Origin of the sequence: Rhodococcoides fascians A44A (assembly GCF_000760735.1) — a bacterium.
Lineage (GTDB): Bacteria > Actinomycetota > Actinomycetes > Mycobacteriales > Mycobacteriaceae > Rhodococcoides > Rhodococcoides fascians_E.
Map to the genome: position 1 here is coordinate 2443636 of NZ_JMEX01000008.1, position 13547 is coordinate 2457182.

The 13547-nt window shown below is 65.1% G+C and carries 16 protein-coding genes; 10 read left to right on the forward strand and 6 right to left on the reverse strand.

The features are described 5' to 3' along the window. Positions 1 to 39 precede the first annotated feature (39 nt). The 5 genes from BH95_RS23755 (at position 40) to BH95_RS23775 (ending at position 5189) form a co-directional block, all read left to right on the forward strand. On the forward strand, positions 40 to 1401 hold the full coding sequence (locus BH95_RS23755; protein WP_037184575.1) for an MFS transporter: 1362 nt from the start codon (positions 40 to 42) through the stop codon (positions 1399 to 1401). A 77-nt stretch (positions 1402 to 1478) separates the two neighbouring features. Then, positions 1479 to 2708 (forward strand): acyl-CoA dehydrogenase family protein, encoded by a 1230-nt coding sequence (locus BH95_RS23760; protein ID WP_037184578.1) that lies wholly within the window; start codon positions 1479 to 1481, stop codon positions 2706 to 2708. A gap of 13 nt (positions 2709 to 2721) precedes the next feature. Next, on the forward strand, positions 2722 to 4080 hold the full coding sequence (locus BH95_RS23765; protein ID WP_033189117.1) for an LLM class flavin-dependent oxidoreductase: 1359 nt from the start codon (positions 2722 to 2724) through the stop codon (positions 4078 to 4080). A 199-nt stretch (positions 4081 to 4279) separates the two neighbouring features. Then, the gene (locus BH95_RS23770; protein ID WP_019663878.1) at positions 4280 to 4480 is read left to right on the forward strand and encodes a hypothetical protein; all 201 of its coding nucleotides are present in this window, start codon (positions 4280 to 4282) and stop codon (positions 4478 to 4480) included. Positions 4481 to 4619: 139 nt separating this feature from the next. Continuing rightward, a complete protein-coding gene (locus BH95_RS23775) occupies positions 4620 to 5189 on the forward strand; it encodes a YdcF family protein (RefSeq protein ID WP_037184581.1) in 570 nt (189 codons plus the stop codon). Here the strand turns inward: BH95_RS23775 and BH95_RS23780 are convergent. Both BH95_RS23780 and BH95_RS23785 read right to left on the reverse strand, forming a co-directional pair. Next, positions 5174 to 5536 carry a CrcB family protein gene (locus tag BH95_RS23780; RefSeq protein WP_037184584.1) on the reverse strand — a complete coding sequence of 121 codons (363 nt, stop codon included), beginning with the start codon at positions 5534 to 5536 and terminating at the stop codon, positions 5174 to 5176. The two genes, BH95_RS23775 and BH95_RS23780, sit on opposite strands and share 16 nt — an antisense overlap. Then, positions 5533 to 5904, reverse strand: coding sequence for a fluoride efflux transporter FluC (locus BH95_RS23785; protein WP_244165114.1), 372 nt, complete (start codon positions 5902 to 5904; stop codon positions 5533 to 5535). The genes BH95_RS23780 and BH95_RS23785 overlap by 4 nt, the downstream gene beginning before the upstream one ends. Before the next feature lie 84 nt (positions 5905 to 5988). Between BH95_RS23785 and BH95_RS23790 the strand changes: the two genes are divergently transcribed. The 3 genes from BH95_RS23790 to BH95_RS27905 all read left to right on the forward strand — a co-directional run bounded on the left by BH95_RS23790 (position 5989) and on the right by BH95_RS27905 (position 7940). Continuing rightward, complete coding sequence (locus BH95_RS23790) at positions 5989 to 6369, forward strand: STAS domain-containing protein (RefSeq protein ID WP_230593845.1); 381 nt, start codon at positions 5989 to 5991, stop codon at positions 6367 to 6369. A gap of 102 nt (positions 6370 to 6471) precedes the next feature. Then, a complete protein-coding gene (locus BH95_RS23795) occupies positions 6472 to 6855 on the forward strand; it encodes an ATP-binding protein (protein ID WP_020110728.1) in 384 nt (127 codons plus the stop codon). 140 nt (positions 6856 to 6995) lie between these two features. Further along, a complete protein-coding gene (locus BH95_RS27905; protein ID WP_052060145.1) occupies positions 6996 to 7940 on the forward strand; it encodes a hypothetical protein in 945 nt (314 codons plus the stop codon). A gap of 13 nt (positions 7941 to 7953) precedes the next feature. On the opposite strand, the gene BH95_RS23805 is transcribed toward BH95_RS27905, so the two are convergent. The 3 genes from BH95_RS23805 to BH95_RS23815 form a co-directional block, all read right to left on the reverse strand. Continuing rightward, positions 7954 to 8487 carry a hypothetical protein gene (locus BH95_RS23805; protein ID WP_019663871.1) on the reverse strand — a complete coding sequence of 178 codons (534 nt, stop codon included), beginning with the start codon at positions 8485 to 8487 and terminating at the stop codon, positions 7954 to 7956. A 99-nt stretch (positions 8488 to 8586) separates the two neighbouring features. Further along, positions 8587 to 8952 carry a hypothetical protein gene (locus BH95_RS28435; protein WP_020110730.1) on the reverse strand — a complete coding sequence of 122 codons (366 nt, stop codon included), beginning with the start codon at positions 8950 to 8952 and terminating at the stop codon, positions 8587 to 8589. A 108-nt stretch (positions 8953 to 9060) separates the two neighbouring features. Beyond that, complete coding sequence (locus BH95_RS23815) at positions 9061 to 9564, reverse strand: arsenate reductase/protein-tyrosine-phosphatase family protein (RefSeq protein ID WP_080738123.1); 504 nt, start codon at positions 9562 to 9564, stop codon at positions 9061 to 9063. 151 nt (positions 9565 to 9715) lie between these two features. Between BH95_RS23815 and BH95_RS23820 the strand changes: the two genes are divergently transcribed. Then, positions 9716 to 11173, forward strand: coding sequence for an Hsp70 family protein (locus BH95_RS23820; protein WP_244165115.1), 1458 nt, complete (start codon positions 9716 to 9718; stop codon positions 11171 to 11173). Here the strand turns inward: BH95_RS23820 and BH95_RS23825 are convergent. Continuing rightward, positions 11131 to 12051, reverse strand: coding sequence for an endonuclease/exonuclease/phosphatase family protein (locus tag BH95_RS23825; protein ID WP_230593848.1), 921 nt, complete (start codon positions 12049 to 12051; stop codon positions 11131 to 11133). The two genes, BH95_RS23820 and BH95_RS23825, sit on opposite strands and share 43 nt — an antisense overlap. Positions 12052 to 12497: 446 nt before the next feature. Between BH95_RS23825 and BH95_RS23830 the strand changes: the two genes are divergently transcribed. After that, the gene (locus BH95_RS23830) at positions 12498 to 13538 is read left to right on the forward strand and encodes a DUF1839 family protein (protein ID WP_230595498.1); all 1041 of its coding nucleotides are present in this window, start codon (positions 12498 to 12500) and stop codon (positions 13536 to 13538) included. The last annotated feature ends 9 nt before the right edge of the window (positions 13539 to 13547 follow it).

Here is a 13547-nt window from a genome sequence, read left to right on the forward strand (position 1 = left end):
AGATGACACTATACGGCCGAGCAGTGAGAGGATGCATCGGTGAAAACCGGTGAACAGATCGTCCAGGAACTTCCGTGGAAGTGGGGCGTGCAAGGCCGCATCTTCGTCATCGGTGGTCTAGGCTTCATGTTCGACGCTTGGGACGTGGCCCTCAACGGCTTCCTGACGCCACTCCTCGGGTCCTACTGGGACCTGTCGCAGGCCGAGCGAGGCCTGGTCGCCACCGGCAACCTCATCGGAATGGCCGTCGGCGCCGTCGTGTGGGGCACCATTGCGGACCGTCTCGGACGCAAGAAGGCCTTCGCGCTCACCCTGCTGATCTTCGCGTTGTTCTCGGTGCTCGGGGCGCTGTCGCCCAACTTCGAGACCTTCGTACTGCTGCGGTTCCTCGCGGGCTTCGGCCTCGGCGGCTGCATCCCCGTCGACTACGCACTCGTCAGTGAATTCTCGCCGCGGCGGATTCGCGGAAAAGTACTGTCCGCCATGGACGGTTGGTGGCCCATCGGAGCCACCATCTGCGGCGTCGTCGCCACCCTGCTGGTGCCGATCGACGGAGACGTGCGCTGGCGAATCATGCTGCTGTTCATGATTCTTCCTGCACTGCTTCTGTTCTGGGTCAGGCGCGGGATCCCCGAATCTCCGATCTACCTCGCCAAGGTGGGCCGTGAGGCAGAAGCGCGAGCGATCATCGACGGCATGGTCACCCGCACAGGCGCTGCGTCGCAAGATTATTCGATCGTCGCCCAGGCCTCGCCGAAACGAGGCCTCGCCGCAGTCTGGCGCTACAGCCCACGGATCACCTCGGCGTCGTGGCTGCTGTTCGTGTCGATCATGCTGCTCTACTACGCCGCCCTCAGCTGGATGCCGTCGATCCTGCGCCGAGAGGGCTACGACGATTTCGCGGCCTTCGCCGGAACGACGCTGATGACCGCCGTCGGCATCGTCGGCGTCGCCGTGTCCGCATACCTCGTCGAGGTCGTCGGCAGGAAATGGGTCATCGGAATCTCCGGGCCACTGGCAGGCGCCGCGCTGGTGCTGTTCGCGGTGATGCTCGACGTCGGATCCGGCGTGCTGGTGTGGCTCGCAGTGTTCGGGTTCGTGATCCAGATCGCCATCCCGGTCCTGTACTGCTACGTCTCCGAGCTCTACCCGACGGAGCTCCGTGCGTCGGGATTCGGGTACGCCTCCTCGGTCAGCCGTATCGCGACCGGCTTCGCGCCCCTGCTGTTCGGGTCGGTGATGTGGCCGATCCTCGGACTGCCACTGACCTTCGCCATCGTCACCGCGTTCGTCGTGTTCGCGGTGCTGTGGATGGCCTACGCCGCGCCGGAAACCAAGGGGAAGGAGCTCGACACGTTGACAGTGACGCCCGGTCACAGTCAACTCTCAGGCTCACCGTGATCGCAACTGGTGACACCGAGCCCTCGATATTGAAAGTTTGATCGGTCGGACTGCACACGATCGAAAGGGCTTTTTGCATGACATCCACAGTCGAGTCCGTCGGGGTCGTCGAGCCGGGCTCGCCCCGATACCGAGAACTGCTCGCCTCCATCGCCGAAGGCGCGAGCGCCCGCGACCTCGCCGACGAGAATCCACACCAGCAGATCGACGCCCTCCGACGCGCCGGATTCGGTGCCCTGCGGCTGCCCAAGGAGATCGGCGGAGCAGGACTGACCGTCCGCGAAACATTCGGCGTCATCATCGATCTCGCCGAAGCGGACCCCATCGTCGCGCACATCCTCCGCACGCACTACTGGTTCGTCGAAGAGCGACTGCGTGAAGCAACCGCCGTCGACTACGCCGGGTACGACAGTGACCGATGGATCCAACTGATCCTGCAGGGCAAGATCTTCGGCAACGCCAGCAGCGAACGAGGCGCGCAGGCCGTCGGAAACTTCAAGTACGGAACCCACCTCACCCCACGCACGGATGGATACCTCCTCGACGGCGAGAAGTTCTACTCCACCGGCACACTGTTCTCCGATTACGTCAGCATCTGGGCCGACGTCGACGGTGTCGCCGTGGCCTCCGTCATCGTCCCCACCGACCGCGACGGCGTCACGATCGTCGACGACTGGGACGGTATCGGCCAGCGCCGCACCGGAACCGGAACGACACGATTCCAGAAGGTGCACGTCACCGACGACGACATCGTCTCGCGCATCCCACTCGACGCAGCACCGGACCCGTCGTACCAATTCGCCTTCCTGCAGCTCTACCTGCACGGCCTGGTCAGCGGAATTCTCCGTAACGTCGTCAGCGACGCCAAGAACCTGATCCAGAGCCGTACCCGCGGATTCGCACACGGACCCACCGAAGAACTCCACCGAGACCCACTCCTGCTGAACGCATTGGGAACCCTCGCCAGCACGGCATTCGCCGCCGAAGCCACCACCCTCGCCGCGGCCGACGCCATCGACACCGCCCACGCCTCGCTGAACAACGGGGTGCCCGACGCGGCCCTCGCGGCGAACGCCTCCCTTCGCGCCTCCGAAGCCAAAGTCCACATCGACGAGATCGCCACCCGCGCAGCAACAGTGCTCTTCGAAGTCGGTGGCGCATCCGCCGCATCACGCGCCAAGAACCTCGACCGACACTGGCGAAACATTCGCACCATCACACTGCACAACCCAGCCGCCTACAAAGCGTCGGCGATCGGGAACTACGTACTCAACGGCGAACCGTTGCCGTTCAACGGTTACTTCTGAGAAGGGCTTTCACATGTCTCGTGAACTTCACCTCGCTGGATTTCTCATCGCATCCCACGTCACCCACTCGCACGCTGCCTGGCGGCACCCGGCGTCGGAAACCGATTACCTCGGCCCCGACTACTACGAGCGAGTCGCGAAGATCCTCGAACGCGGCAAGTTCGACTTCCTGTTCTTCGCCGACCTCCTGGCGACACCCGTGCGCTACGGCAACGACATCAAAGTGCCGCTCAGCAGCGGAACCCAGGCGTCGGCGACGATCGATCCCTCCCTCGTCGCCGCAACACTCGCCGGCGTCACCGAGAAGATCGGTCTGGCAATCACGAAGTCCACCACGTACTTCCACCCGTACGAGGTCGCACGCATCTTCAGCACGCTCGATCACCTCAGCCGTGGCCGCTCGGGCTGGAACGTGGTCACCTCCCTCAACCAAGCCGAGGCCCAGAACTTCGGGATCGACAACCACCTGCCGCACGACGAGCGATACGACCGCGCCCACGAATTCCTCGAGGTCGCCTACGACCTGTGGGGCAGCTGGGATCGCGACGCTCTGGTGCAGGACAAGGTCTCCGGAGTGTTCGCCGACCCGGACAAGGTACGCACCATCGACCACGACGGGACCTACTTCAAATCCCGCGGACCGCTGACCGCACCGCACTCGCCGCAGAGCCGACCCGTCATCTTCCAAGCAGGCTCGTCGCCGACCGGTCGCGATTTCGCCGCCCGCTGGGCCGACGCGATCTTCGAGATCGACCCCACGAAAGAAGGTCGCAAGGCCTACTACGACGACGTGAAGTCGAGGGCGTCGAACTTCGGCCGCAACCCCGACGACATCAAGATCTTCCCCTCGTTCGTCCCGTTCGTCGGCGAGACCGAAGCCATCGCACGCGAGAAGCAGGCATTCCACAACGAACTGGCCGACCCGATCTCCGGGCTGATCACACTGTCGGTCCACACCGACCACGACTTCTCGCAGTACGACCTGGACTCACCCATCACCGAAGTCGCCGTTCCTGGCAGTCAAGGCCTGTTCGACCTGGCCCGACGGCTCAGCGACAAGGACGCACTGACCCTGCGCGACATCGGCAAGCTCTACGCCCAGGGCGTTCTGCTGCCACAGTTCGTCGGCACCGCCACTCAGATCGCCGACCAGATAGAAGAAGGCTTCCACGGCGGGGAGGCCGACGGTTACATCCTGTCCGCAGCCCAGGCGCCGGGCACCTTCGTCGACTTCGTCGAATACGTGGTGCCCGAGCTGCAGCGACGCGGACTGTTCCGCACCGACTACACCGGCACGACACTGCGCGATCACCTCGGCCTGGCCGACGCCTCACTCACCCCGGCTCCGAGAGCGCAGGCGGTACGGGCCTGACGGTGATACCTCGGGTGATGGACCTGGCACCCTTTGTGCGGACCTGGCACGCCTGCGTTGACGTGACAAGGCGTGTCGACTCTGCACAAAGGGTGGCAGGTTCCGGCCCGTGACCGTGTAGTCGACGGTTAGCATGCCGGAATTCGGGTACTCGCCCGATTCGCGGTAGCCGAGACACGGCTACGGGTAGGGGAAAATCATGCGCTTCGTCACTCTGATCGTCGTAGTCTGGCTCGTCATCGGCGCCTTCGCCGTTTTCCAACGTGGGTACTTCGACAGTGCACCCGAGAACTGCGCAGGCGTCGGAACCATCGCACTGACCGTGGTCGCAGGCCCACTCAACTACGCAGGCGTCAACCCAAAGGTCACCGACTGCAACCTCCCCGAGCCGAGTCAGTAAACCCAGCTCACCGAACCAACGGCCCGGGTCAGCCTGCGCCGTTGTTCAGGTTGGTGCAGATCGCGCACACACACCGGCGAGAACGTGATGTCCATCGCCGACCGGGCGCGCTGGGGATCACCCTGCATACCCTTGACGAGTGAATCGTCGGAATCTCTTCGTGGTGCTGGCCGTGGTGCTGCCGGTACTCGTGGTGTCCGTCGTCGGTGTCGGTGGCTATCTGACGTTCACCAAAGCCCGAATAGACCCGATCACGAAAGCCGACGCCATCATCGTTCTCGGTGGCGAGCACGACGGCCGTGAGGCGTACGGAGTGTCGCTGGCGGAGCAAGGGGTGGCGGACACCGTCGTACTCTCCGACCCCTACGGGCCGTCGGACCCCTACATGAAGAAGTACTGCGGCGTGACGACCGAGAAGTACTCCGTTCTGTGCGAAGAGCCGATCCCCAGCACGACTCGGGGCGAGGCGATCTTCACGCAGCGCCTGGCGGAGGAACGTGGGTGGGACCACGTCATCGTGGTCAGCTGGCGCTATCACCTGCCCAGGGCCAAGCACATCTTCGGACAGTGCTTCGACGGCGACGTCACCATGCAGGCCGTCCCGCGGACGTACAACTTCTCCCTCGTCTACTGGGAGTACACGTACCTCTACCAGCTGGCAGGCTTCGCGAAGGCCGCCGTGCAGGGCGACTGTCAGAACTTGCGGTAGAGCGTCAGCCCCGAGCTGTACAGCAGGAACCCCAACATCGCGCACGCGATACCGCCGATCACCGTCGCGGCGAGCACCACGACCGCGCGCCTGTACCGCCGCGCCCTGACCTGCGTGACGAAGACCAGCGCCACGGAACTCATCGGCGCGAGTGCAGCAAGAAATCCGAAACTCGCGACGCCGACCAGCAGATCGGGCGGTGCAGCGGCCGTGAAGAACCCCAGAACCCCGCAGGTGATCAGCGTGAGCATCACGACGCGTTCCGGATCGGACACAGCAGCAGTGACGTGATAGTGCACCAGGGCACCCAACGCCCCACCCACCGCGATGAGCAGCAACAGAGTCATCGCGGCGCAGGCCTTGTCACGAGAGCTCCAGCAGCAAGAGCCAGCACCGCGGCGACCGGCGTCGCGACTATGTACAGAACCGACTTCCACGCCCCGTCGTGAGTGATGCCCTGCAGCGCGTAGAAACTGAACGTCGTGAATCCGCAGGCAAGGCCCGTGGCCGCAGCACGCGCCAGCGGCGCATTCCGTCCCGACAGGTAGCCCAACGTCGCGCCGAGCAACAGACACCCGACCACGTTGATGCCGAAAGTATTGATCAACAGCCACTTCGGCGAATCCCGCCAGTGCCAGATCTCGTACCGAACCACCGCACCGACCGCTCCGCCGAATGCCACCGTCGCGCTCACTGCGGGGCGGGTGGGGATCACACAACGAGACCTTATCGGCCACCGAGTCGGTCGGCACTGTCCGCGGAGGGAGATCACAGGACGGACTCGGGTATGTTGGCGGCTGTGACGCTAGACGAGGCAGGGCCAGGCCCCCAGCATTTCGATGTGGCTGTGGAGTGGCGCGACGGCGCCGTGATCGTGACCGTGTCGGGGGAACTCGACCTGGTGACTTCCCCACAATTGTCCGAGTCGGTGGAGTTGGTCCTGGAGAAGGGCCCTTCGTCGGTGGTGATCGATCTTTCCGACGTGTCGTTCCTTGCGTCGGCAGGCATGTCCCTCCTGGCATCCACCCACCAGAAGTTGGGTGGTGCGGCGGGCTTCGCCGTCGTCGCCGACGGTCCCTCCACCGGTCGTCCACTGACCCTGGTCGGTCTGCACGAGGTGTTCGGTATCTACGCGACCGTCGACGAAGCGCTGGCTGCGCTACAGACGGGTAATTCCTGAACTTCTGGGTATGACGGGATCATGATGGCAATTGCATTCGGTGGAGAAGACGCCGTGGCCGCTGCTACCAAGCCGCCTTCCGCACAAGTTCCAGGGGACGTCATGCGCCTTGAATTCGACGGAGAGTCGGCGGTCGCGGAGCGCGCGTCCGCGCTGCGCATTGCGCTCGGTGAGTGGCTGACGGGCTTGCAGATCGCGCCGGAACGCGTGTACGACGTGGTTCTGGCAACGTACGAGGCGTTGGCCAACTCGGTGGAGCACGCGTATTCAGGCAGTTCGGGCACGCTCGATTTGTACGCTCTGTGGACGCCCGACTCCGGGCGTATCGAAGTGACGGTGCGCGATCACGGTGCCTGGGCGGTACACGCCCCCGACGCCACCCGTGGACGTGGAGTGCCGTTGATGCACGCCTTGGCCGACTCGACGGCCGTCACCTCCGATCACGACGGGACAACCGTTCATATGGTCTGGGATCCCGCCACATAATTTCGCGTGGTCAAAGCGCGGACAGCGCTGTTTGTGACGGAGCACAATAACCGTCGAGAGCGGCTCGTCCATTCCGGCGTCGGCCCGAGAGTGGAGCCTGGGGGACGACCCGGGCAGGAGCGCCGCACACGGAGGCGCTCATGGTTCCGTCACCCGTTCCCGGGGAAGTAATAGCGCGACGCTATCGGCTGCTGAACAGGCAGGATTCCGCACCGTGGCTGACGCGCTGGACGGCCGACGACCTGTCGACCGGCAGGCACACCACCCTGACGCTGGTCCATGTCGACTCGATCCACGCGAGGGATCCCTCACCTGATGCGGTCCGCAGGTTCTGTGAATCGGCACGAACGAGCAGTGTCGGACGAGTCCGCGTGGTCGACCCATCGACCACGGCGCCCTACGTCGCCGTGGTCGGTGACTACGCGGCCCCGTCGACGCACCGCGACGAAACAGGCCGGGAAAAGCCAAGCGCAGCAAAGGTATTGGGTCTCACAGCCGTGGCTGCGGCGTTCCTGGCCGTCCTCGGCGGCGGAGGATGGCTGGTGTCGACGAGCATCGCAGGCGGAGACTACGGCGACGTGCGCGGCGCCGTAGCCGTGCCCACGCTGCCTACCGCGCAGGTCCAACCAGTGGCCGCAGCACCCGTCGACACTCCGATCCTGCCGTCCGGTGCCGAAATATGGTCGGCCGTCCGAGCGCCCGACAACGCAGCCGACGCCACCCGCGCCGTCGACGCCGACCCGTCGACCTCGTGGTCCACCGACCTCTATCGCGCACCCTTCGGAGACACCGACAACGGGATAGGAGTCGTCGTGGCGTTCGCCGACGCTGTCGACCTGACGACAGTATGGGTCGCGACGCCGCAGCCCGGAGCCGTCGTGGAAATCCGAACCCCACCGGAACCGGACGGAACCCTCGCGTCGACGCAACTCCTCGGGGCCGGGACCCTCGGCGCAGGCGCCACCGACATCGTCGTCGACGCACCCACCGGGTTACGTGCGGTTCTGATCTGGGTGGCCGAGCTGGCACCGTCGGGCACGCAGTTCGTGGCCGATCTGGCCGAGATCGGGTTCACCGGACGGTGACGACGCCGGCGGATCACTGGACCGATTGCTTGACCCGCGAGAACGCCGGACCCGCGAGAAACCAGATGCCCAGGATCAAGCCGAGCGGACGAATGCTGGACAACAACGTCGCCGCCTGCTCGTCCGATGCAACCGTGTACGCCAGGCCCACCAGCACTGCCGCCGCGATCGCACAGGCCTTGACCGCGCGGAACCAGTCCTCCCACAGGTAACGGCGGTACGCCTCCGAATCCTTGTCCAACTTCACCGGCGGCGGGCCACCGGCAAAGCGATGAGCGACGCGCACATCCAGCCACGCGATCATCGCAGGCCCGAACCCGACGCTGAACCCCAGATAGTAGGCAGCAAGGTGGTGCACCGAACCGACCGGCGTGCCGCGACCGAGGTCGAACGCGACCGCGACGATCAAGACGACATCCAGCACCGGAACCGACGCAAGTAACCACGTCGCGATTCGACGCTTCCCCAGCACGTAACGGACCAGAAGGCCGCTCAGAATCAACGCCCAGAACCCGATCTCGCAGACGACGATGACGGCGGCGATCATCGTTCGAAGCCCATGAATGTCATGAAGACAGCGTCGCGCAGAACAGCACGTCGCCGCGTCGGCTGTCGGAGCGAGATTCACGTCCTCCGAAAGTACGACTTACCGCGTCGTCGTGGTGTCTTCCGAATCCGACTCGGTCTCGGTCGTGGTCGTACCACGATTACGCGGAGACCTGCTCGTCGTCTCGGACCCCGGAGTTCGCGACGGCGCGGTCGTCGTCGGCGCGGTCGTTGTCGGCTTCGGTGTCGTGGGAACAGCGACCTGCCATGTCGGCGACGGCGGGACCGTGATCACCGACGAAGTCGTCGCGCTGACCACCGTGCTCAGATCCGAACGAAGGGCAGGCGGTTGGACCCTGTCGCTGGTGTCGTCGAACGCCCCACCCAGTGCACCGATCGACAGACCGACGACGACGGCAACTCCGGCGATCGCCACCGCCGAGATCGCGATGACTTTGTCGCGCATGTTCGATAAGCCTTGTCCGCTCGGACCGCCACATCGACCTGTGGCGGTGCTGCGAGAACGCTACCGCAGGGCATCGCAGGTGCGCTCGGCGTAGGAATTCGCGCGCGGTCAGAGCAGGCGCAGGACCGCAGGCAGAACATCGGCGATCTGCTGACCGACCGACTCGTACACCTCGTGTTCACGGCGATACGGATCGTCGATGTCTGCGGCGTCCACCCGGTGCCGCGCCCGTGCCTCGGCGATACCGTCGATCGTCTGCGCCCCCGACGCCTCCGCCAGCGCAGCCGCTTCGAGAAGTGTGAACGTCCTCCGAAGCTTCCGCGGAGCAATCGCCAACACCTCGTCCCGATGCCGCGTCGTCATCGTCAGGATCACATCCGCCTCGTCGGCGATCCGTGATGAAATCCGACGAGCCACGAAGCCCTCCGACTCACCGCCCAGCTGACGCAACACCGTCGCCGCCGTCTCGTCCATCGCATGCCCCGACAGTCCGTGCGTCCCCGCACTCGACGTCGTCAACTCCTGGCCACTCTCCTGCGCATACGCCGCAGCCAGCCTCTCCGCCGTAGGAGATCGACAGATATTGCCGGTACAAACGAAAAGGACATGCACGTCGGTCACCTTAGACCCCGGCCGTTCCGCAGGCTCCCCAGTAATCGCAATCCTGAAGGTCTCGCGCTACAGTGATGGCCGAGCGGGGGTTCGAGACTGGATCGTTACAAATCTTGTCGGCGAGTCCCCTGCAGTCCAAGTGAGGCAGGTCATGACTGAGGTTCTCGGTGTGTCGGTGGGGGCTAGTGCTGTTCGCATGGCCCGGCCCGACCTTCGCCTGCGTGGCTCCGGTGCCCGCGAACTCGACTTCCGGAACGACACGGTCGACGCGCACTGGGACAGAGCCGAGGAAGTCGCTGCCGAAACCATCGGAGTGATGCTCGCGCAGAACCACGGTGACCGCTACGTCGAAGCAACGGGCGTCGCCTACCGCGACCAGCAGCAGTTCGGCGACATCCAGCAGGCAATGTCGGACCAGCAGCTCTACAACTATCGGCTCGTACCCGAGGCCCGCGCCGCGCTGGCCTACCTGGAAGCCTCCGGCGAGATCGGCGACTTCGGCACCATCGCGCTGTACGACCTCGGCAGTTCCGGCCTCACCATCAGCGTCGTCGATCGTGCCTCCGGCGAGGTGCTTCTCGCCGAGCGCACCACCGACATCAGCGGTTCGGACTTCGACCGACTCATCTGCGACAACCAGCTCGCCAAGCAAGGCGTCGACCTGAACGACTCGGTCGGTCTCGACGAGTTCATCACGCGATGCCGCATCGCCAAAGAGCAACTCTCCACCTCCGGCGCCGTGTGCCTGCCGGGAGAGAGCGGCGTGATCCTCATTTCCCGCGAATCGTTCGAGGCGCTCGTGACCGTCCCGATCGAATACTCCGCGCGACTGGTGCGTGACGTCATCTCGCGATCCCCCCAACACGTCGACGCACTGTTCCTCGTCGGCGGCGGTGCACGGATCCCGTTGGTCGAGGCAATCCTCCGGTCCTGGACCGGACTCCACGTCGTCACGCCTGTCGAACCGGAATCGGTTGCCGCCAAAGGTGCGGCACTGCTCGCCACTCCCGTCGGAGCTGCCCCCGCCGGCGGTGCGTCCCCGATGCCTCCCCACGACTCGGCACCCGCCGCGTACAGCGGCCAGACCGATGCCGGCAACCAGCACGGCACGGGACCGCAGCACGGCACGGGAACGCAGCACGGCACGGGAACGCAGCACGGTGCCACGGAGCTGAGCGGCGCGCCGGATTGGCTCAGTCCCGATCCGGCGGATCGGTCCGCGACCTCCAAGCGCAAGATTCGCGGAGCAGCCCTCGTGGCAGGTGGCCTCGCCGTCGTCGCAGCCCTGGGCCTGACACTCGGTTACGGCGGCTCCGAGGACTCCACCAGCGCACCTGCCGACAACGAGAAGCCGCTGACCTCGGCTCCGTCGTCGGCTCCGAGCACCACCGCCGCGCCCACGACGACGACAATCCCACCGACGACCACCGTCGAAGCGCCACCCCCCGCACCGGCGCCGGTCGAGACGTACCAGGAGCCCGAATACCAGGCGCCCGCACCGGCTCCAGCGCCCCCGCCGCCTCCGCCGCTGATCCCCGGACTCCCGGAGTTCCAGCTACCGCAGATTCAGCTTCCGCCGCCGCCGGTCATCGAACTGCCTCGATTCTGATCCGCGCTCGTCGGCGATAGATCCTCCGCTGCGGGCAGTCGTAGATGGGCCACCACACCGAGATGGTCCGAATCGGGGATGTTCACCGGGTTCACCTCGAGCGCGTCGACGCCGTCGCTGGTGACCACGTGGTCCAACCGCGCGAGCGGCCGCGACGCAGGGAAGGTGCGGAACAGGCCGGCCCCGGCCGCGTCCGCCGCATCCTGGAAGCCGTCCGAGGCCAGCGTGCGGAACTGGCGGTGGTCCCCGGTGGCGTTGAAGTCGCCCGCCACGACGACGACACCCGGGTAGCTGTTCATGAGGTCGCGCATGCGAGCGAGATCTCGGTCCCACTGTTCGGTGTGGCGGGGAGTCGCGGGCGACATCGCGTGGAACGACACGAGCGTGAGTCCGACGCCGTCGACGACGGTGCGAGCGCGAACGGGCACGAACCCGAAGTCCGCCAATTCCTCCCCGTCGGTGAGCGGCGTCCTGCTCCACAGGCCGGTTCCGTCGGCCACGGGTCGGGGGGCGGTGACACTGTAGGGAAGGACCTCTTCGAGACCGGCCGCCACGAGATCGTTCACTTCCTCGTCGGTCAGCTCCTGCACGGCGAGAACGTCAGCGCCCGACGACCGGACCTGGGCGACGATGGCCGCTGCGTCCGCTTCGCCGTGGGCCACGTTGATCGTGAGAACGGTCAATTCGGTGCCGTCGGCAACGTGGTCGGCCGTGACGAAACTCGGCACCTGGATCGCTACGAATACAGCGGCCGCGGTCAACGACACTGCGACGCCCACCCTCGACTTGGCCAGCGCGAACAGGCCGCCGGAGACCGCTGCCGGAATGGCCGCGAATGGCATACCGACCAGAAACGCAACCAGTGTGATTTGAGTCACACCTACTTCGCGCGCGACCAGCATTCCCGTGGAAAAGGCAAGTATTCCGCTGGCGACGACGACGGCTGATGTGCGTAGGACGCGGCGCATCCGCACGCCTCCATTTCTTCCAGGCCGCAAGCGGCAATCGGTCGATCCTACGGTGACTAGACTCCGTATGTGCCCAGCTCAGACCCCGTATGCAAGTGTGGCCATGCGCGTACCGCGCATCAGCATTACAGGCGCGGAAGCGACTGTTCCCTCTGTGAATGCGACCGTTTCAGGCGGCCGATTCTCGCATTCCTCACCGGAACGGTAAATCGTTAGCTCGGCACCGTATTTCCGATCATACGGACCAAAAAGAAGCGTCAAACAAACCGATTGGTTAGGATGAGCGTTTGAATCAGGCAATACGGGCATTTCGGCGTGGGGACCGTGAGCTTGTGATCCGGCAGGAGGCACCAGGCATGTCGAACTACACACTTCCGACCAGCGTATCCATCGACGCGGACGATGTTCTGTCCGCCGAAGCGGTCCCCACGACGGCGCACCGAGTGCTGCACCTTCGGCCGCAGTCCTATCTCACTCACTCGATCCACGCACACGACCGCGTCTGGACGGAAACGAACTGCTACGTGGACTTGTGGATCGAACTTCTCCACTCGCTCGGTGCAGATCCAGTTCCCGCGTTGGCGTTCGTGCTGAGTGCCGATTGCGACGGTCGCCAGTGGGATTTCGTCAAGATGCAGTCGGAAGATCTGCGCACCCTCTACGGCCTCGAGGTCGGCGAGATGAACGTGTGGCGATCCGTCGTCGAGCACGTCCGCGAAGGACTGGAGGACGGCGTTCTGCTCACCGTGGAGGTCGACGGCTTCTACCTCCCGGACACTGCCGGAACGAGTTACCGCAATCAGCACACCAAGACCACGATCGTTCCGAACATGCTGGACGAGACGGAGAAGGTGCTCGGTTACTTCCACAATCGCGGATACTTCGAGCTGTCCGGCGCGGACTTCGACGGCGTCTTCAATCTGGCTCCCGCGCCGCACCCCGAGGTCCTTCTGCCCTACGTGGAGCAGGTTCGTCTGCGGAAGAACACGATCGCCGACGGAGTCGGTGACCGCGACCTCGCTGTGGCACGCGCGCACCTGGCTCGGCGCGCCGACGGCAATCCGGTCGAACGTCTCGCCGAAAGAATCACCGCCGACATCCCACTCGTGCAGACGGCAGGCCCGGATGCGTTCCATCTGTGGTCCTTCGGGCTGCTTCGTCAATGTGGAGCCACCGCGGAACTGGCAGCCGACCTCGTCGGTTACCTCGACGGCCGTGGCGTCGCCGGAATCGCCGACGCCGTCCCGCACTTCCTCCAGGTCGCCCAGGGCGCAAAAGCGGTGCAATTCCGGATGGCGCGGGCGTCACGCGGTCGTGCCGTGACACTCGGTGAGCCCCTCGCCGAGATGGCGTCGAACTGGTCGGCGGCGATGGACATCGTCTCGGCTGTACTCTGACCCAGCCGA

Excerpts from the sequence above, each read along its gene's own strand:
- BH95_RS23760 (WP_037184578.1), top strand. The coding sequence starts at position 1,479 with ATGACATCCACAGTCGAGTCCGTCGGGGTCGTCGAGCCGGGCTCGCCC.
- BH95_RS23765 (WP_033189117.1), top strand. The coding sequence starts at position 2,722 with ATGTCTCGTGAACTTCACCTCGCTGGATTTCTCATCGCATCCCACGTC.
- BH95_RS23770 (WP_019663878.1), top strand. The coding sequence starts at position 4,280 with ATGCGCTTCGTCACTCTGATCGTCGTAGTCTGGCTCGTCATCGGCGCC.
- BH95_RS23780 (WP_037184584.1), bottom strand. The coding sequence starts at position 5,536 with ATGACTCTGTTGCTGCTCATCGCGGTGGGTGGGGCGTTGGGTGCCCTG.
- BH95_RS23795 (WP_020110728.1), top strand. The coding sequence starts at position 6,472 with ATGCGCCTTGAATTCGACGGAGAGTCGGCGGTCGCGGAGCGCGCGTCC.
- BH95_RS27905 (WP_052060145.1), top strand. The coding sequence starts at position 6,996 with ATGGTTCCGTCACCCGTTCCCGGGGAAGTAATAGCGCGACGCTATCGG.
- BH95_RS23805 (WP_019663871.1), bottom strand. The coding sequence starts at position 8,487 with ATGATCGCCGCCGTCATCGTCGTCTGCGAGATCGGGTTCTGGGCGTTG.
- BH95_RS28435 (WP_020110730.1), bottom strand. The coding sequence starts at position 8,952 with ATGCGCGACAAAGTCATCGCGATCTCGGCGGTGGCGATCGCCGGAGTT.
- BH95_RS23820 (WP_244165115.1), top strand. The coding sequence starts at position 9,716 with ATGACTGAGGTTCTCGGTGTGTCGGTGGGGGCTAGTGCTGTTCGCATG.
- BH95_RS23830 (WP_230595498.1), top strand. The coding sequence starts at position 12,498 with ATGTCGAACTACACACTTCCGACCAGCGTATCCATCGACGCGGACGAT.